The sequence below is a fragment of the Sinorhizobium fredii USDA 257 genome (assembly GCF_000265205.3).
Classification (GTDB): Bacteria; Pseudomonadota; Alphaproteobacteria; order Rhizobiales; family Rhizobiaceae; genus Sinorhizobium; species Sinorhizobium fredii_B.
Window position 1 is genome coordinate 6,003,190 of the sequence record NC_018000.1, and the last position, 18,051, is coordinate 6,021,240.

The 18,051-nt window shown below is 63.2% G+C and carries 13 protein-coding genes and 1 pseudogene; 5 read left to right on the forward strand and 9 right to left on the reverse strand.

Annotation, left to right across the window (positions count from 1 at the left end; genetic code table 11):
* Positions 1–74: 74 nt before the first annotated feature.
* The 3 genes from USDA257_RS28230 to tesB all read right to left on the reverse strand — a co-directional run bounded on the left by USDA257_RS28230 (position 75) and on the right by tesB (position 2,983).
* A complete protein-coding gene (locus USDA257_RS28230; protein ID WP_014766400.1) occupies positions 75–1,499 on the reverse strand; it encodes an ammonium transporter in 1,425 nt (474 codons plus the stop codon).
* A gap of 27 nt (positions 1,500–1,526) precedes the next feature.
* Positions 1,527–1,865 carry a P-II family nitrogen regulator gene (locus USDA257_RS28235; RefSeq protein WP_014766401.1) on the reverse strand — a complete coding sequence of 113 codons (339 nt, stop codon included), beginning with the start codon at positions 1,863–1,865 and terminating at the stop codon, positions 1,527–1,529.
* 239 nt (positions 1,866–2,104) lie between these two features.
* Positions 2,105–2,983: an acyl-CoA thioesterase II gene (gene tesB / locus USDA257_RS28240; RefSeq protein ID WP_014766402.1), complete on the reverse strand. Its 879-nt coding sequence runs from the start codon at positions 2,981–2,983 to the stop codon at positions 2,105–2,107.
* Positions 2,984–3,071: 88 nt separating this feature from the next.
* Between tesB and USDA257_RS28245 the strand changes: the two genes are divergently transcribed.
* A complete protein-coding gene (locus tag USDA257_RS28245; protein ID WP_014766403.1) occupies positions 3,072–4,286 on the forward strand; it encodes a ubiquinone biosynthesis hydroxylase in 1,215 nt (404 codons plus the stop codon).
* Between the two features lie 16 nt (positions 4,287–4,302).
* Here USDA257_RS28245 and USDA257_RS28250 read toward each other — a convergent pair whose 3' ends face one another.
* Both USDA257_RS28250 and USDA257_RS28255 read right to left on the reverse strand, forming a co-directional pair.
* Positions 4,303–5,496, reverse strand: coding sequence for an MFS transporter (locus tag USDA257_RS28250; RefSeq protein WP_014766404.1), 1,194 nt, complete (start codon positions 5,494–5,496; stop codon positions 4,303–4,305).
* A gap of 138 nt (positions 5,497–5,634) precedes the next feature.
* Positions 5,635–6,417, reverse strand: coding sequence for a DeoR/GlpR family DNA-binding transcription regulator (locus USDA257_RS28255; protein WP_086018066.1), 783 nt, complete (start codon positions 6,415–6,417; stop codon positions 5,635–5,637).
* A 268-nt stretch (positions 6,418–6,685) separates the two neighbouring features.
* Between USDA257_RS28255 and USDA257_RS28260 the strand changes: the two genes are divergently transcribed.
* The 3 genes from USDA257_RS28260 to USDA257_RS28270 all read left to right on the forward strand — a co-directional run bounded on the left by USDA257_RS28260 (position 6,686) and on the right by USDA257_RS28270 (position 9,134).
* On the forward strand, positions 6,686–7,459 hold the full coding sequence (locus USDA257_RS28260; RefSeq protein ID WP_041414777.1) for an amino acid ABC transporter substrate-binding protein: 774 nt from the start codon (positions 6,686–6,688) through the stop codon (positions 7,457–7,459).
* Positions 7,460–7,695: 236 nt separating this feature from the next.
* Entirely contained in the window at positions 7,696–8,376 is a 681-nt protein-coding gene (locus USDA257_RS28265) for an amino acid ABC transporter permease (protein WP_086018067.1), read from the forward strand.
* On the forward strand, positions 8,373–9,134 hold the full coding sequence (locus USDA257_RS28270; RefSeq protein ID WP_014766408.1) for an amino acid ABC transporter ATP-binding protein: 762 nt from the start codon (positions 8,373–8,375) through the stop codon (positions 9,132–9,134). The genes USDA257_RS28265 and USDA257_RS28270 overlap by 4 nt, the downstream gene beginning before the upstream one ends.
* Before the next feature lie 156 nt (positions 9,135–9,290).
* On the opposite strand, the gene pyc is transcribed toward USDA257_RS28270, so the two are convergent.
* Together pyc and USDA257_RS28280 are read right to left on the reverse strand one after the other, a co-directional pair.
* Entirely contained in the window at positions 9,291–12,749 is a 3,459-nt protein-coding gene (gene pyc / locus USDA257_RS28275; RefSeq protein WP_041414781.1) for a pyruvate carboxylase, read from the reverse strand.
* A 129-nt stretch (positions 12,750–12,878) separates the two neighbouring features.
* A pseudogene (locus USDA257_RS28280) lies at positions 12,879–13,619 on the reverse strand (LuxR family transcriptional regulator).
* Between the two features lie 369 nt (positions 13,620–13,988).
* Between USDA257_RS28280 and USDA257_RS28285 the strand changes: the two are divergent.
* Positions 13,989–15,746, forward strand: coding sequence for a glucan ABC transporter ATP-binding protein/ permease (locus tag USDA257_RS28285; RefSeq protein WP_014766412.1), 1,758 nt, complete (start codon positions 13,989–13,991; stop codon positions 15,744–15,746).
* A 130-nt stretch (positions 15,747–15,876) separates the two neighbouring features.
* On the opposite strand, the gene USDA257_RS28290 is transcribed toward USDA257_RS28285, so the two are convergent.
* Entirely contained in the window at positions 15,877–16,713 is an 837-nt protein-coding gene (locus USDA257_RS28290) for a carbon-nitrogen hydrolase family protein (RefSeq protein ID WP_041414782.1), read from the reverse strand.
* 91 nt (positions 16,714–16,804) lie between these two features.
* The gene (locus USDA257_RS28295; RefSeq protein WP_014766414.1) at positions 16,805–17,959 is read right to left on the reverse strand and encodes an OpgC family protein; all 1,155 of its coding nucleotides are present in this window, start codon (positions 17,957–17,959) and stop codon (positions 16,805–16,807) included.
* Positions 17,960–18,051 lie beyond the last annotated feature (92 nt).

Here is an 18,051-nt window from a genome sequence, read left to right on the forward strand (position 1 = left end):
AAAGGCGATCCACGTAAAATGCGGATCGCGACGGGACTGACGGCGGCGCCGCCTACAGGCGGCGCCGCAATTGCTTAGCTGGTGTGGTAGGCCGCTTCGCCGTGCGAGGAGAGGTCGAGACCTTCGCGCTCCGCTTCGACCGAGACGCGCAGACCGACGATCGCATCGACCACCTTGAAGAGGATGAACGAGCCGATCCCGGACCAAACGACCGTGACGAGGACGCCCTTGAGCTGCGCCCAGACCTGGGTTGCCGTGCCGGCATAGCCGGCGGCGAAGTCAGCCGTGGAATAGTCGACGATGCCGGCGCCACCAAGGGCCGGATTGACGAGGATGCCGGTTCCGATCGCGCCGAGGATACCGCCGACGCCGTGAATGCCGAAGACGTCGAGGCTGTCGTCATAGTTGAACTTGTTTTTCACCACGTCCACGAAGAAGTAGCAGACCGGCGAGACGACGAGGCCGAGGACGATCGCGCCCATCGGACCGGCAAAACCGGCAGCCGGGGTAACGGCAACGAGACCGGCAACCGCACCCGAGGCGGCACCGAGCATCGAAGCCTTGCCGCGAACGAGCGTTTCAACCACCGCCCAGGAGACGATGGCGGCTGCGGTCGCCAGGAACGTGTTGATCATGGCGAGAGCGGCATAGGCATTGGCTTCGAGGTTCGAGCCGGCATTGAAGCCGAACCAGCCGACCCACAGCAGCGAGGCGCCGACCATGGTGAGCGTCATCGAATGCGGAGCCATGATCTCCCGCTTGTAGCCCGTGCGCTTGCCGAGCAGGATGGCGCCGACGAGGCCCGCGATACCCGCATTGATGTGGACGACGGTGCCGCCGGCGAAGTCGATCGCGCCGAAGGAGAAGATCAGGCCGGTCGGAGCCGTATAGGCGCTCGGACCACCCCAGAACCAGACCATGTGGGCGATCGGGAAGTAGACGAAGGTGACCCACAGGATGACGAACAGCATGACCGCCGAAAACTTGATGCGCTCGGCGAAGGCGCCGACGATCAGCGCCGGCGTGATGCAGGCGAAGGTCATCTGGAAGACGACGAAGACGTATTCGGGGATGAAGACGCCCTTCGAGAAGCTTTCCGCAAGCGTCGTCGTGTCGACGCCGGCCAGGAACATTTTCGAGAAGCCGCCGATGAAGGAGTTGAGCGAGCCGCCATCGGTGAAGGCCAGCGAATAGCCGTAGGTCACCCAGATGATCATCACGACGGCGGTGATCATCAGAACCTGCATCAGCACCGACAGCATGTTCTTGGCGCGCACCAGACCGCCATAGAAGAGCGCCAGACCGGGAACGGTCATCAGCAGGACCAGGATGGTCGACAGCAGCATCCAGGTGGTGTCGCCCTTGTCCGGAACCGGCGTTGCTGCAACGGCCTCGGCAGCGGCGGGCGCCGTCTCCTGGGCGAAAGCAACGACCGGCGCGAGCAAGGCGGCAGCGGTGGCGCCCACGCGTCGAAGAGAGGTGGAAAGGTTGAATGACATCGAAAAAAGCTCCCTGATCGGCGCTGCTTACAACGCTTCTGAATCCGTTTCGCCGGTGCGGATGCGCACGGCGTGGTCAATCGAATAGACGAAGATCTTGCCGTCGCCGATCTGGCCGGTCTTGGCAGCCGAGGCGATCGCGTCGACGGCCTTGTCGACGATCTCCGACGGAACCGCGATTTCGATCTTCAGCTTCGGCAGGAAGCTCACGGCATACTCGGTGCCACGGTAGATTTCGGTGTGCCCCTTTTGGCGGCCGTATCCCTTCACTTCGGTTACGGTTAAGCCCTGTATGCCTACGGCGGTCAGGGCTTCGCGGACCTCATCGAGCTTGAACGGCTTGATAATTGCCATCACAATTTTCATCGGCTTCCCATCCTTGTCTGCCTCCGGCCGGAGGCCGTCTCTCCTTGCTGCTTAAGCGCCGAAGCGCTGGGCAACTGAAAAGTCACATTCAAGGGGCGTGCCAGATTCGATTGAGCGGGCACAAACTCGGGAAAAGACACGAAAAAACCACTTTTCGCCCGGCTTCAGGCGCGAAGTGCCAAAAAAGTCGCCAGCAGATCCGCCTAATAGATAAGCAATTTTTAAAAATTGACCATTTTTTACTCAGTTGCCTTTTTGCGGATCAGGCCCTCCTGCGCCACGGAAGCGATCAGCACGCCCGAGCGATCGAACAGGCTACCGCGCGTCATGCCGCGCGCGCCATGCGCGCTCGGGCTGTCCTGCGTGTAGAGCAGCCAGTCGTCCATCTTGGACGGACGATGGAACCACATGGCGTGGTCGAGGCTGGCGACCTGGAGCGTCCGGTCGAAGACGGAGGTGCCGTGCGCGTAAAGCGATGTGTCGAGCAGGGTCATGTCGGAGAGATAGGCAAGGACGGCGGCCTGCAGATGGCGCTCGTCCGGCACCTTGCCGACCGCCTTCACCCAGACGTCCTGCCGCGGGGCGGCCTTGTCGCGCGCAAAATAGTGCTCCAACGAGGCGGGCCGGATCTCGATCGGCCGCGGCCGCTCCCAATAGCGGCGGATCGCCTCGGGCGCATGGACGAGGAACTTTTCGCGCAATTCCTGTTCGCCCGGCAGGGTTTCCGGCATGGGGATTTCCGGCATGTCGAACTGATGGTCGAAACCGTCCTCGTCAAACTGGAACGAGGCCGACATGGAGAAGATCGCCTTGCCGTGCTGGATTGCCACGACGCGCCGGGTGGCGAAGCTCGATCCGTCGCGGATGCGGTCGACCTCGTAGATGATCGGGACGGTGGGATCGCCCGGCCTGAGGAAATAGGCATGCAGCGAATGGACGTAGCGGCCTGCGTCGACGGTGCGTTGCGCGGCCACCAGCGCCTGGCCGATCACCTGGCCGCCGAACACGCGCTGCCAGCCGACCTGGGGGCTGAGGCCTCGGAACAGATTCACTTCGAGCTTTTCGAGATCGAGTATAGCAAGAAGGGCATCCATGGGGGTTTCGGTAGGGCGCGACATTTTCGGCGGTCTCCGATGATAGGAACGGCGATGGCATTGATCTATATACGCATGGAACGATGCTCAAGTGCGACGGGAGAGAGGCGGGATGATCGATGTACTGATTGCCGGAGGCGGCTATGTCGGCCTGTCACTCGCCGTATCGCTGAAGAAAGCGGCTCCCCATCTTCAAGTGACGGTCGTCGACGGTGCGCCGGAAGGCGCGTGGAAAAAGGACGAGCGGGCCTCCGCCGTCGCCCTTGCGGCCGAGCGCATGCTCGATGTTCTGGGGGTCTGGAGCGCGATCGTGCCTGAGGCCGAACCGATTCTCAGGATGGTGATCACCGATTCGAAGACGGTCGATCCCGTCCGCCCGGTGTTCCTGACATTCGAAGGCGACGGCGGCGAGGGGCGTCCCTTCGCGCATATGGTGCCGAACACCGCCCTGGTCGGCGCCTTGCGCGAGGCCTGCCGGGAACTCGGCGTCGCCATCCGGCAGTCGGTTATGGTCGAAAGCTTCAAGAGTGGCGACCACGCCGTTGCCGTGACGCTCGCCGGCGGCGAGGCACTGGAGGCTCGGCTGCTGGTCGCCTGCGACGGCGTCCGCTCGAGGTTGCGCGAGGCGGCGGGCATCAAGGTCGTCGAGTTCGATTACGGCCAGTCGGGCATCGTGACGACGGTCGAGCACGAGCGTCCGCATGGCGGCACGGCAGAGGAGCATTTCATGCCGGCCGGTCCCTTTGCCACGCTGCCGCTCAAGAGCAACCGTTCGTCGCTCGTCTGGACCGAGAGCACGTACGACGCCGAGCGTCTGGTCAAGGAGGATGATTTTATTTTCGAGGAGGAGCTGGAGCGCCGCTTCGGCCACAGGCTCGGCCATCTCAAGGTGGTCGGCGGCCGCAGGGCCTTTCCGCTCGGACTGACGCTGGCGCGCGATTTCGTAGCACCCCGCTTCGCGCTGGCAGGTGATGCCGCCCACGGCATCCACCCGATCTCGGGCCAGGGCCTCAATCTCGGCTTCAAGGACGTGGCCGCACTTGCCGAGACGATCGTCGAGGCGGATCGCCTCGGCCTCGACATCGGCTCGCTTGCCATCCTCGAACGCTACCAGCTCTGGCGGCGTTTCGACACGTTCCGCATGGGTGTGACGACGGATGTCCTGAACCGGCTGTTCTCCAACGACATCACGCCGGTGAGGGTCATCCGCGACATCGGGCTCGGCCTCGTCGACCGCCTGCCGTCGCTCAAAAATTTCTTCATTCGCCAGGCGGCCAGTGTTGCCGGCGAAGCGGACCCACGCCTGCTTTCCGGCCAGCCGATCTGACCGTGCACGGACAACACTAATCCCGCCCCTTGTGATCCGCATGAACGGCGTGGTGCGACAGGAGAAGCACGACGATGAAGAGAACGGGCAGCGATGCGAAGATGACGGCAAAGCCGCTGTGCTCGGCAATGAAGCCGATCAGCGACGGCGCGAACAGCATGCCGGAATAGCCCATCGTTGTCGCGACCGCGAGGCCGATGCCCGGCTGCAGGCCCGGCATGTTGCCGCCGGCCGAAAAGGCGATCGGCACCATGTTCGAAATGCCGATGCCGGCGACGGCAAAACCGAGCACCGCCATGGCCGCGTTCGGCGCAAGCCCCGCCAGAACCATGCCGACGAGGGCCGTGACCGTGCAGATGCGCAGCGTCGTCGTCGCGCCGAAGCGATCGCGCACGTGATCGCCGGCAAAACGCATCGCCGCCATGGTCGCCGAGAAGGCGGCAAAGCCGAAGCCCGAGAGCTCGACCGAGGCGCCGAGCTCGTTGCGGAGATAGAGCGCTCCCCAGTCGAGCACGGCCCCTTCCGGCACCATCGAGAACAGCGCCATCAGGCCGACAAGCCAAGGCAGCGGCGTCAACGGCAGCTTGAGCTTCTCCTTGGCGGCCGCGGGATGCGGCTGGTCCGCAAGGATCATCGGCCAGGCGACCGCAAGGATCGCGGCGCAGAGGCCGGTCACCAGGATGGCATGCGGCAGCACTCCGACGCGCGCCATCAGGAAGCCGCCGATGCCGGCGCCGATCAGCCCGCCGAGGCTCCAATAGGCGTGGCAGGAGGACATGATGGCGCGGCGCATCGATTTCTCGACCTCGACGGCATTGGCGTTCATCGCCACATCCATGGCGCCGACGAAGCCGCCGAGCAGGAACATGCCGATCGCCGCCGTCCAGACATCCGGCAACAGCGTCAGGACGAGGAGCAGGGGCGAGAGGATGATCGCCGTGGTCTTGGCCACCTTCTCGGAGCCGATGCGGGCAATATAGCCGCCGGCGATCGGCATCAGCACCAGCGAGCCGATGCCGAACACCAGGATCAAGAGGCCGAGGACGCTCTCGCCGATCCCGAGTCGATCCTTGAATTCGGGAATTTTCGGTGCCCAGCTTCCGGTTACGAAGCCGTTCATCAAGAACAGCAGGGAGACGGCAAGCCGGTTCTTCGACATATAGCCCTGCCGGACTGCCGCCTTCGGGGCGTGCTCTGTGCGCTGATCCATTTTGATCTTCCTGTTCGCCGATCCCGGCTCAAATGGTGGTTTCGATAAGGTTGCCGTCGGGGTCGCGGGGTACGGCTTCGTCGACCCGGAAGGCAATCCGATCGCAATTCCTTGTCCAGAGGGCGACATGCACGATGCTCATCCGGCGCTCCCCGTCGCAAGAACGACGCTGGCACCCTGTGCGGTGAATGCCGCGATATATGCCTCCGGGGCGCCCGCTTCGAGAACCAGCGTCGAAACCCCGTCGATGCCGATCACCACATAGGGCGCGGCTGTGCCGAGTTTGTCGGTGGTGACGGCGACGACAACCGAGCGGCTGCGCGCGGCTATCAGTCGCTTGAATTCCGCGTCCTCGAAATGGATGGCGGTGAGCCCGGCATCGGCATCGGCGCCGCAGGGGCCGAGGATGCATAGGTCGGGACGCATGAGTGCGGCATCGCGCTGCGCCCGCGCGCCGACCGCAGCGCCGACGGCGCGATCGAGCGCACCGCCGATCAGGATGACGTCGAGCCCCGGCTTCTCTAACAGCGCGGAGGCGATCAGCGGCGTGTTGGTGACGATCGTCGCCGAAAGGCCCGGCTCGATGGTCTGCGCAATTGTCAGATTGGTCGAGCCCGCATCGAGAAACACCGTCATGCCGTGCCGAATGAAGCCGACCGACGCCCGGGCCAGCGCCGCTTTGCTTTCCGGGGCAAGCGCGGCCCGCTCGCTCAAGGAGCCCGCATCCGGCGCAATCGGCAGGGCGCCGCCATAGACGCGCTCGCAGAGGCCCGCCGCGGCCATCTCGCGCAGGTCCCGCCGGATCGTGTCTTCGGAAACATTGAACTCGCGCGCCAGATCGGCGGCGAGAACGCGGCCATTGGTCCTCAGGCGTTCCCGGATCAGGAGTTTTCTTTCGCGCAGCAGCAGTTCGATCGACATTTTCCAAAATCGTGCATAAACGTGCATGAATCGATAAGAACGTGAGTACCACCCTCGCATGGCGATTTCAACCGGGGATCGATCGGAACAGGCAAGCAGTTTGGAAGTTGTTATGACGGCCGTTCCGATCGGGTCGGTTCGCTTGAGAAAATATTCTCTCGAAACAGCCGGGAATTGGTCTTTTATGCGCTCAGGCGCTTCGGAATTTGTGCGAGTCTCGGCGCAATCCGGATGACGGGCCGGAGAACAGAAAAATGGAAACAGAACAATGAAACTCCTTCCGACACTTTTCGCAGCCGCGCTTCTGCAACTGTCCGCCTTTGCGCCTGCCGAAGCGGGCTCGAACCTCGACGATATCAAATCGACCGGCGTGCTGAAGATCGGTACCGAGGGCACCTATGCCCCTTTCACCTATCATGATGCCAACGGCGCGCTCGTCGGTTTCGACGTGGAGATCGGCCAGGCAGTCGCCCAGCGCCTCGGCGTCAAGGCCGAGTTCCTGGAAGGTAAATGGGACGGGCTGATCGCCGGCCTCGATGCCAACCGTTACGACACCGTCATCAACCAGGTCGGCATCACCGAGGAGCGCAGGAAGAAGTACGATTTCTCCGAGCCCTACATCGCTTCCAAGGCGGTGCTGATCGTCAAGGGCGACAACGAGGAGATCAAGGACTTCGCCGACTTGAAAGGCAAGAGATCCGCCCAGTCGCTGACCAGCAATTTCGGCAAGCTTGCCGAAGCCTCCGGCGCCGAGCTCGTCGGCACCGACGGCTTCGACCAGTCGATTCAGCTCGTCCTGACCGGCCGCGCCGACGCGACGATCAACGACAGTCTCTCCTTCCTCGACTTCAAGAAGCAGAAGCCGGACGCCAACGTAAAGATCGCCGCAGAGAAATCCGACGCCGACTATTCCGGCATCATCCTGCGCAAGAACGAGCCGGAACTGCTTGCCGCGATCAACAAGGCGCTGGCCGAAATCAAAGCCGACGGTACCTACGAGAAGATCTCGCAGAAATATTTCGGCGCCGACGTTTCGAAATAGCGTCTGTGGAGAGGCCGGCGACTGACCCCTCCCAACCCTCGAAGCGTCGAATGAGGGACGCAACGGATTCGGAGCCTCTCATCCCTCCCCCTGTGGGGAGGGTGGCCCGTAGGGCCAGAAGGAGTTCTTACGGAACAGTTATACGGATGCGGGCCTCACCGCTTTCCCCATTCCGCTCCATGAATTACGATCCGTTCCGGCCCCGGAGCGGATCGCGCGTTTTGAAAGGCTTTCCCTTGCCAAATTGGTTGAACCTCATGGCGGAATCGCTGCCGACCCTGCTCTGGGCCGGGTTGATTTTCACCATCCCGCTGACCCTGCTTTCCTTCATTCTCGGCCTGCTGCTCGGCCTCGTCACCGCCATCGCCCGGCTTTTCGCGCCGGCACCCTTCGTCGCCGTGGCGCGCTTCTATGTTTGGGTGATCCGCGGCACACCGCTGCTCGTCCAGCTTTTCGTCATCTTCTACGGCCTGCCGAGCATGGGCATTTTGCTCGATGCCTTCCCGGCAGCCCTCATCGGTTTCACGCTGAACATCGGCGCCTATACGTCCGAGATCATTCGCGCCGTCATCTCCTCCGTGCCGCGCGGCCAGTGGGAAGCCGCCTATTCAATCGGCATGAGCTGGAGCCAGGCGATGCGCCGCACCATTCTGCCGCAGGCCGGCAGGGTGGCCGTGCCGCCGCTGTCGAACACCTTCATCTCGCTGGTGAAAGACACGTCGCTTGCCGCGGCGATCACCGTGCCGGAGCTGTTCCAGACGGCGCAACGCATCGTCGCCACCACCTATGAGCCGTTGATCCTCTATATCGAGGCGGCGCTGATCTATCTCGCCATGAGCTCGGTGCTTTCGGCCCTGCAGGTGAAGCTCGAGAAACGCTTCGCCCGCTATGGCGGCTTCCTGGAGGCACGCGCATGATCGAGCTTACGCATATCGTCAAGCGCTTCGGCACCAATACGGTCCTGAACGGCATCAGTGTCACGCTGGCGGAAGGCACCGTGACGGCGCTCGTCGGTCCGTCGGGCGGCGGCAAGAGCACGCTGTTGCGCTGCGTCAATCTCTTGGAAGTCCCGACCAGCGGCGCGATCCGCCTCGGGGAGGAGCAGCTGGAATTTTCCCCCGGCCGCAAGGTCGGCTGGCAGGCGATCCAGCGGCTGCGACGGCAGACCGGCATGGTGTTCCAGAACTTCCAGCTCTTTCCGCACCAGACCGCGCTCGGCAATGTGATGGAAGGCCTCGTCACCGTCCTCAAATGGCCGGCCGACCGGGCCCGTGCCCGCGCGCTTGAACTGCTGGAGAAGGTCGGCATGGCCCACAAGGCCGATGCCTGGCCGGCGACCCTTTCCGGCGGCCAGCAGCAGCGCGTGGCGATCGCCCGCGCGCTTGCACCGTCCCCACGCGTCCTCTTGTGCGACGAGCCGACCTCGGCGCTCGATCCGGAACTCGCCGAGGAAGTTGTCGAGGTGCTCAGCCGTCTCGCGCGCGAAGGCACGACGATGATCATGGCCACCCACGACCTGCGCCTTGCCTCCCGCGTCGCCGATCACGTGGTCTTCCTCGACGCCGGCGTCGTCGTCGAAAGCGGTCCGCCGCGCAAGATTTTTTCAACGCCCGAGCGGGAGCGGACCAAGCGGTTCATCGCGTCGCTGAGTGCGCCGATGAGCTATGATATTTGAGCAACCTCCGGACAAGCAGGCGGACTGATACTACCACGGATGCTGTGAATAGCCGCGGGGACGGGCGGCGATGCTACAGCAGGCCTGGCGTCGCTTCATTTCGCACTACAAATACGGCCGCAACGTTCCGGCCGTATGGACTAGGATCTTGTACCTTCAAGCACCAAACACGATCAGCAGATCCTTGGCGTCGATCTGGTCGCCGGCCCTGACCAGCACCTCGGCGATCGTGCCGTCCCTCTCGGCGTGCAGCGCCGTCTCCATCTTCATCGCCTCGATGGAGAGCAGCACGTCGCCGGCCTTGACCGGCTGGCCGGGATGGACGGCAACCGTCGAGATGACGCCCGGCATCGGCGCGCCGAGCTGGGCGGCGTTGCCGGCCTCGGCCTTGCGGCGAATGGCGGCGGAAGCGCCGCGGTTGCGGTCCGGCACCTTGATCGACCGCGGCTGGCCGTTCAATTCGAAGAACATCTTGACCATGCCCTTCTCGTCGATCTCGCCCTGCGCCTGGTTGAGGATCACCAGCGTCTTGCCCTTCTCGATATCGGCGAACAGTTCCTCCCCCGGCGCCATGCCGTAGAAATAGGCCGGCGTCGGCAGCACGCTGACCGGACCATAGGTCTCGCAAGCGATCGCATAGTCGGTGAAGACCTTCGGATACATCAGATAGGAAGCGAACTCGAAATCATCGAGCTCACGGCCGAGTTTCTCCTCGATGCTCTTACGCTCCGCGTCGAGATCGGCCGGCGGCAGCAGCGAACCCGGCACGGCCGTATAGGGCTCTTCGCCCTTCAGCGCTTTCTTCTGCAGCCCTTCCGGCCAGCCGCCCGGCGGCTGACCGAGATCGCCCTTCAGCATCGATACGACCGAGTCCGGGAAGGAGACGTCCTTGGCCGGGTTCTCGACATCGGCGACCGTCAGGTCCTGCGAGACCATCATCAGCGCCATGTCGCCGACCACCTTGGAGGACGGCGTCACCTTGACGATATCGCCGAACATCCGGTTGGCGTCGGCATAGGCCTGCGCCACCTCGTGCCAGCGTGTCTCAAGGCCGAGCGAGCGGGCCTGCTCCTTCAAGTTGGTGAACTGGCCGCCCGGCATCTCGTGCAGGTAGACTTCCGAGGCCGGTCCCTTGAGGTCGCTCTCGAAGGCCGCGTATTGATGGCGCACTGCCTCCCAGTAGAAGGAGATGCGGCGGATCCATTCCGGATTCAGGCCGGGGTCGCGCTCGGTGCCGGCCAGCGCCTCGACGATCGAGCCGAGGCAGGGCTGCGAAGTGTTGCCGGACAGCGCATCCATCGCCGCATCGACGATGTCGACGCCGGACTCGACCGCCGCCAGCACGGTCGCCGCGGCGATGCCCGAGGTGTCGTGGGTGTGGAAATGGATCGGCAGGTCGGTCGATTCCTTCAGCGCCTTGAACAGCACCCGTGCGGCGGCCGGCTTCAATAATCCGGCCATGTCCTTGACGGCGATGATATGGGCGCCGGCCTTTTCCAGTTCAGCGGCCAGCGCCGTGTAGTATTTCAGGTCGTATTTCGGCCGGGCGGAATTCAGGATGTCGCCGGTATAGCAGATCGCCGCCTCGCAGATCTTGTTTTCTTGCGCCACAGCATCCATCGCAACGCGCATGTTTTCGACCCAGTTCAGGCAGTCGAAGACGCGGAACACGTCGATGCCGCCCTTGGCCGCTTGGGCGACGAAGTATTTGACGACATTGTCCGGATAGTTCTTGTAGCCGACGCCGTTGGCGCCGCGCAGCAGCATCTGCAGAAGCAGGTTCGGCGCGTCCTCGCGCACCATCGCCAGCCGCTCCCACGGATCCTCGGTCAGGAAGCGCATCGACACGTCGAAGGTGGCGCCGCCCCAGCATTCGAGCGAGAACAGGTTCGGCAAGGCCCGGGCATAGGTGCCGGCGATCCGTGCGATGTCATAGGTGCGCATGCGGGTGGCAAGCAGCGACTGGTGGCCGTCGCGCATCGTCGTGTCGGTGATCAGCACCTCAGGCTGCGCCTTCACCCATTCGGCGAACTTCTTCGGACCAAGCTCATCGAGCCGTTGCTTGGTGCCCGGCTTCACCTCACCATTGATGAACGGCACGACTGGAGCGGCGATGTCGTCGTTGGGCTTCGGCCGGCCCTTCGCCTCCGGATGGCCGTTGACGGTGACGTCGGCGAGATAGGTCAACAGCTTGGTGGCGCGGTCCTGGCGCTTCACCTGTTGAAACAGTTCCGGCGTCGTGTCGATGAAGCGGGTCGTGTAGCTGTTGTCGTGGAACCTCGGGTGGCCGATGATCGCCTCGAGGAAGGTGAGGTTGGTCGCGACGCCGCGGATGCGGAATTCGCGTAGCGCCCGGTTCATGCGGCGGATCGCCTCGTCCGGCGTCGGCGCCCAGGCGGTGACCTTCTCGAGCAGCGGATCGTAATAGCGGGTGATGATCGCGCCGGAATAGGCGGTACCGCCGTCGAGCCTTATGCCGAAGCCGGTGGCGCCGCGATAGGCGGTGATGCGGCCATAGTCCGGAATGAAGTTCTGCTCCGGGTCCTCGGTGGTGATGCGGCACTGCAGGGCGTGGCCGTTGAGGCGGATGTCCGCCTGCTTCGGCACGCCCGACTCCGGCGTGCCGATGGCAAAGCCGTCGAGGATGTGGATCTGCGCCTTGACGATATCGATGCCGGTGACCACCTCGGTCACCGTGTGCTCGACCTGGATGCGCGGGTTCACTTCGATGAAGTAGAACTTGCCGGTGTCGGCATCCATCAGATACTCGACGGTGCCGGCGCCGATATAGTTGGTCGCCTGAGCGATCTTCAGCGAATAGTCGGCAAGCTCCTGCCGCTGCGCCTCGTTGAGATAGGGCGCCGGCGCGCGCTCGACGACCTTCTGGTTGCGCCGCTGGATCGAGCAGTCGCGCTCGAACAGATGCACGACATTGCCGTGCGTGTCGCCGAGAATCTGGCTTTCGACATGGCGAGCCCGCTCGACGAGCTTTTCGAGATAGACCTCGTCCTTGCCGAAGGCGGCCTTCGCCTCGCGCTTCGCCTCGGTCACCTCGCGGATCAGGTCCTTCGGGTCGCGGATCGCCCGCATGCCGCGGCCGCCGCCGCCCCAGGAGGCCTTCAACATCACCGGATAGCCGATCTCGTCGGCGAGCCGCTTGATCTCGGCCGGGTCGTCCGGCAGCGGCTCGGTCGCCGGCACGACCGGCACGCCGATCGAGATCGCCAGGTTGCGGGCCGCCACCTTGTTGCCGAGCTGGCGCATCGTTTCCGGCTTCGGGCCGATGAAGGTGATGCCGTTCTCGGCGCAGGCCTCGGCGAATTCCGGACTTTCCGACAGCAGTCCGTAGCCCGGATGGATGGCGTCTGCGCCCGACAGCTTGGCGACGCGGATCACCTCGTCGATCGAAAGATAGCTCTCGATCGGTCCGAGGTCGCGGGGCAGATGCGGACCGCGGCCGACCTGATAGCTCTCGTCCGCCTTGAAGCGGTGCAGCGCCAGCTTGTCCTCCTCAGCCCATATCGCGACCGTTTCAAGCCCCAGCTCGTTGGCCGCGCGGAAGACGCGGATGGCGATTTCGGATCGGTTGGCAACAAGGATCTTTGAGATGGACAAGTCGGACTCCTCAATAGACTTGAAAACGCGGGAATGCTGCACCCGCGAAATGAACTATTAGCGAGTCAAGGAATGAAGTGCAATTTCAGATGCGACACGAAGCCTAACCCATTGGGTCAGGACGGCCCCCTAGGAGATCAATCCAAGGCGGAAGGCAATTGCCACGGCGTGGTGCCGGTTCTTCGCCTTCAGCTTTTCCTGGATGCCGTTCATGTACCAGTCGACCGTATGGCTCGAAATGTCGAGCACCTTGCCGATGTCGTTCGAGGTCATGCCGTCGGCGAGATAGTTCAGCGCTTCCATCTCGCGCCGGGTCATCTGGACTTCGACGCGCGAGACGAGCTCTGCCATGATTTCCGGATCGGTGAGTTCGAGCAGCTTCCAGAACAGCCGCTTGGCGATCGCGTCGAAGAGGCTCAGTTCCACCGGGCTCAAGTCGACCACACGGCCGCCGACGGTCAAATTGCCCATCAGCCCGCGCCGGCCATGCACCGGAAAGATGTAGCCGTCGAAGAGCCCGTGATTGCGCGCCTCGATCATCATGCTTTCCATGCGCTTGCGGTGCGGGTCGGAGCGGAAGGCGACGAGCGTGTCGCGCCAGCGGAAGCCGCGCTGGGCGTGGCCGAGATAGCGGATCGTCGGGTCGATGACGACGTATTTCTTGCGGATGTAGATCTGCGGTCAGCCGTCGGGCCAGCGCCCGGCGAGCAAGAGCCTCAACGGGTTCTCGTGCGGTTTGGGCTGGCGTATGAGGCCGTAGAAATCGAAGCCACAGCGATCGAGCAGCCGCTCGAACTCGGGCAGGATCTCCTCGCGTGTCTTCATCTCTTCCAGAAGCGCCAGAAACTGTACGAGCAACGTTATATTCATTGAACACCTTGAGGTCGGAACGGGCAGCGAGCGCTTGCGAAGTCTTCTATGAACGCGCCGTTCAGAAGCCATTCATGTTGCAACCGCAATAATTCTTCTTATCACGCCCGGTCCTGTACGAAACCTGCAAAAAATCGGAGTCGTGGCAAGAGATTGCGAACGATGGATCGTCCACCAAATCCTCCCTTGGACCCGGATGATCAAGCCGTCTGATTTGCCCGCTTCGGGTTTTCCGCAGGTTTTTCTCAAGGCCGTCTCGCGCGGCTTTGTCGGTCCAGCAGGGCAATCCTGCGTTGATCGACAAAGGCGCAACGCCTCGCCGCACTGCTGTTGCGGCGGAAAAATCCGATGCCCAGAAGGGGTGAGACAGTGTCTTTATTCCAGGTGTATGCAAGAGCGCTTCAGTATCTTGCTGTCCACAAAATCCGTGTCGGGGCGATCGTCATCGCCAATATCGTCCTGGCTGCCATCACGATTGCCGAACCCATCCTCTTCGGCCGTATCATCGACGCGATCTCGTCGCAGAAGGACGTCGCGCCGATGCTGCTCCTGTGGGCCGGCTTCGGTGTCTTCAACACGATCGCCTTCGTGCTCGTCTCCCGCGAGGCCGACCGTCTTGCGCATGGCCGTCGGGCGACGCTCCTGACGGAAGCCTTCGGCCGGATCGTCTCCATGCCGCTCTCCTGGCATAGCCAGCGAGGCACCTCGAACGCGCTGCACACGCTGCTACGCGCCTGCGAGACGCTCTTCGGGCTATGGCTCGAATTCATGCGCCAGCACCTCGCGACCGCCGTAGCACTCGTCCTGCTGGTGCCGACCGCCTTCGCCATGGACTTCCGCCTGTCGATGGTGCTCGTCGTGCTTGGCGCGGCCTATGTGCTGATCAGCAAGGCCGTGATGAGTCGCACCAAGGACGGCCAGGCCTTGGTCGAGAACCACTACCACACGGTCTTCTCGCATGTCTCCGACGCGATCAGCAACGTCTCGGTGGTTCACAGCTACAACCGTATCGAAGCGGAAACGCGCGAACTGAAGAAGTTCGCCGAGCGGCTTCTCTCCGCCCAGTATCCGGTGCTCGACTGGTGGGCGCTGGCGAGCGCGCTCAACCGCATCGCCTCGACCATTTCGATGATGGCGATCCTCGTCATCGGTACGATCCTGGTGCAGCGCGGCGAGCTCGGCGTTGGCGAGGTGATCGCCTTCATCGGCTTCGCCAACCTCCTGATCGGCCGTCTCGACCAGATGAAGGCCTTCGTGACGCAGATCTTCGAGGCGCGCGCCAAGCTCGAGGACTTCTACAAGCTCGAGGATGCGGTGCGTGAACGCGAGGAGCCGGCCGGCGCCAAGGAACTCACCGGCGTCGTCGGCGAAGTGCAGTTCCGCGACGTCTCCTTCGACTTCGCCAATTCCGCCCAGGGCGTGCGCAACGTCTCGTTCACAGCCAAGGCCGGCCAGACGATCGCCATCGTCGGCCCGACCGGCGCCGGCAAGACGACGCTCGTCAACCTGTTGCAGCGGGTCCATGAGCCGAAGCACGGCCAAATCCTGATCGACGGCGTCGATATCTCGACCGTAACGCGCAAGTCGCTGCGCCGCTCGATCGCCACCGTCTTCCAGGATGCCGGCCTGATGAACCGCTCGATCGGCGACAACATCCGGCTCGGCCGCGAGGATGCTACGCTGGAAGAGATCATGGGCGCCGCCGAAGCCGCCGCCGCAAGCGACTTCATCGAAGGCCGCCTCAACGGCTACGACACGATGGTCGGCGAACGCGGCAACCGGCTCTCGGGCGGCGAACGCCAGCGGATCGCCATTGCCCGCGCCATCCTCAAGAACTCCCCGATCCTCGTGCTCGACGAGGCGACCAGTGCGCTCGACGTCGAAACCGAGGCACGCGTCAAGGAAGCGATCGATGCGCTGCGGAAGGACCGCACGACCTTCATCATCGCCCACCGCCTGTCGACGGTGCGCGAGGCGGACCTGGTGATTTTCATGGATCACGGCCGGGTCGTCGAGATGGGCGGCTTCAGCGAACTCAGCCAGAGCAACGGTCGCTTCGCCGCCCTTCTGCGCGCCAGCGGTATTCTGACGGACGAAGATGTCCGCAAGAGCCTCACGGCGGCGTGACCTCTATCGCCTCATTGGCACGAAACGACAATGCCCCGGAGCTCCGGGGCATTTTGTCATTTAAGGCACTGCAAAGCCCCTCGAGTGGGCGCGTGCGGCGGCGGTGGCATGCTCGCGTCGCCGGAAAACTTCAGTAACCGCTTCTGTCGCGACTTCTCGGATCGTCCACGAACTTGTCTCGGTAGATATCTCCTTGCCTTGCTTTGGCACGCCATGGCCGAGCCTTCCGAAGCGGAATCTCGTAAGCTGGGTCATCTCGATCGAGCGTTGCAATCGCGAAGCCAGGCTCGAGAGACGCCGAGCATAGGCTGATCCATCGTCCATCAGGCCCGATCGTACCCGCGGCTCCCTCATCGGCGGTTTGCGCCGGCGTCGCTGCGCCTATCCAAAGGCAGTTCAACACCGCATGTGCCTGTAGCGCGATCCGGAAATGCGCGGGAATGCCGTAGGAAGAGAAGAGAACCACATCGACGCCGAAACGCTCGTACTCGGCGAATACCTCGGAAAACTGGGACTCGATGCACACCGCTGAACCGAAACGATAGCCATCTATCTCAAACGTGATCGGTTCGGTTCCGGGGGTGTACCAGCCGCCCAGCTCAGTGCTCGACAGATATCGTTTGTCGTATCTCGTAAGCAAATTCCCGTCGTCCGCGAAGACGTAGAGGCTGTTGTGAGGCGGATAAGCGGCGGAGAGCCGATGCGCAGCGCCGACGACGGCAAAGATACGAAACTGCCTGCAAGTATCGGCTATGGACCGAAGCTCGGCTTCCTGACGATCCCAATCGAAAGTCCGCCAGCGATCAGGACGTCGTATCTGCGCTTTGCCATAACCCGAGAGGGCGCCTTCGCAGAAACTGATCAGTCGCGCACCCTGATCCGCAGCACTCTTGATCATCCCGCGTATCGCGGCTCCATTGACCGAAACCTCCTGGGAGACGATGGTTTGCGCTGTCGCCAATTTCAACGGATGCTTCTCCGCGTCGCAAATCAATAAATCCCTGGAGGGATCTTAATCCTAACCAGGCCATGCAAGTCTAACCGATCTGACGCGCCTCCTAAGCCGCCCGTAGCGGCTTGGCGCCGGCCATCTCCCTCAGCCAGTCGAGATAATAGGCATAGACGAAGTGCAGGCCGATGCCGGCGATGACGAAGAGGGTGCCGATCAGCGGGTTCCGGCCGGTGACGAAGAGCAGCACCTGCCCGGCCATGGCGAGGATCGTTCCGAGGATGAAGACCGGCAGCGAATGCCGGCCGACCATCACCAGCGGATGATTGCCGTCGAGCCGCGTCAGCCGGCTGACGAGCGGGGTGATCGCCAGAAGATAGGCAAGCGCCAGCACGTGCAGGAGCCGCGTCAGCGACAGGAACGTCTTGTCGAAGCCGGTCAGCACCGCCGGCAGCCCGAAGGAAAGATCGATGCTCCACCAGGAGAACAGCACCCAGGCGGCCGAGATCAGCAGATAGGCTGCTGAAGGCACGATGAGCCACCAGCTTCGCGGCAGGCGACCGCCGCGGCGCGCATGGGTCATGCAGAGAATGCCGATCACGAAGAGGAACTGCCAGGACCAGGGATTGAGGAACCAGTAGCCTTCGTCGAGGAAATTCGAGGGGACGAGCTTGAAGCAGCCGGCGGCAAGCCAGAGGGCGGCGGAAAGGACGAACAGCAGCCACGGACGATGCGTATTCAGCCACAGGATGCCGGGCAGCATCAGGAACAGCACCGCGTACATAGACAGGATGTTGTTGTAGCCGAGCTGGTGGCCGAGCAGCACCATGGCGACGATGCCCTGTTCGGCCTGCTCGACGATCGGGCGGATGTTGATTTCGCCGATCAGATCCTGGCGGCCGAAATAGAGGGCGCCGCCGGCAAAGATCGCCAGCGTCACTACGCTCGTCATGATATGCGCGACATAGAGCGTCAGGGCACGACGCCAGACCTTCAAGGTCAGCGCCAGCCGCGCACCGGCCACGAACTTGCCGCCATAGGCTACACCGACCGACAGGCCGGAAATCAGCACGAAGGCCTCTGCCGAGTCGGAGAAGCCTACGTTCTTGTGCGTGAGATATTCGAGATACTGGCCCGGAACGTGGTTGATGAAGATCGTCAACAGGCAGAGCGCTCGGAAGACGTCGAGGCGGGTGTCGCGCCCTGTCGCGACCGGGGCGGTTGCAATCGGGTCTCTGCCGCCCCAAGAGGTCTTTTGCAGCATGCGGTCCTTATCCGGGTTTTGGCGCCCCGCCCCACCCCTTGTTGAAACCGGACGCCGCCCCGCCCGAGGGCGTTCCGGCAGCGTCGATGAAA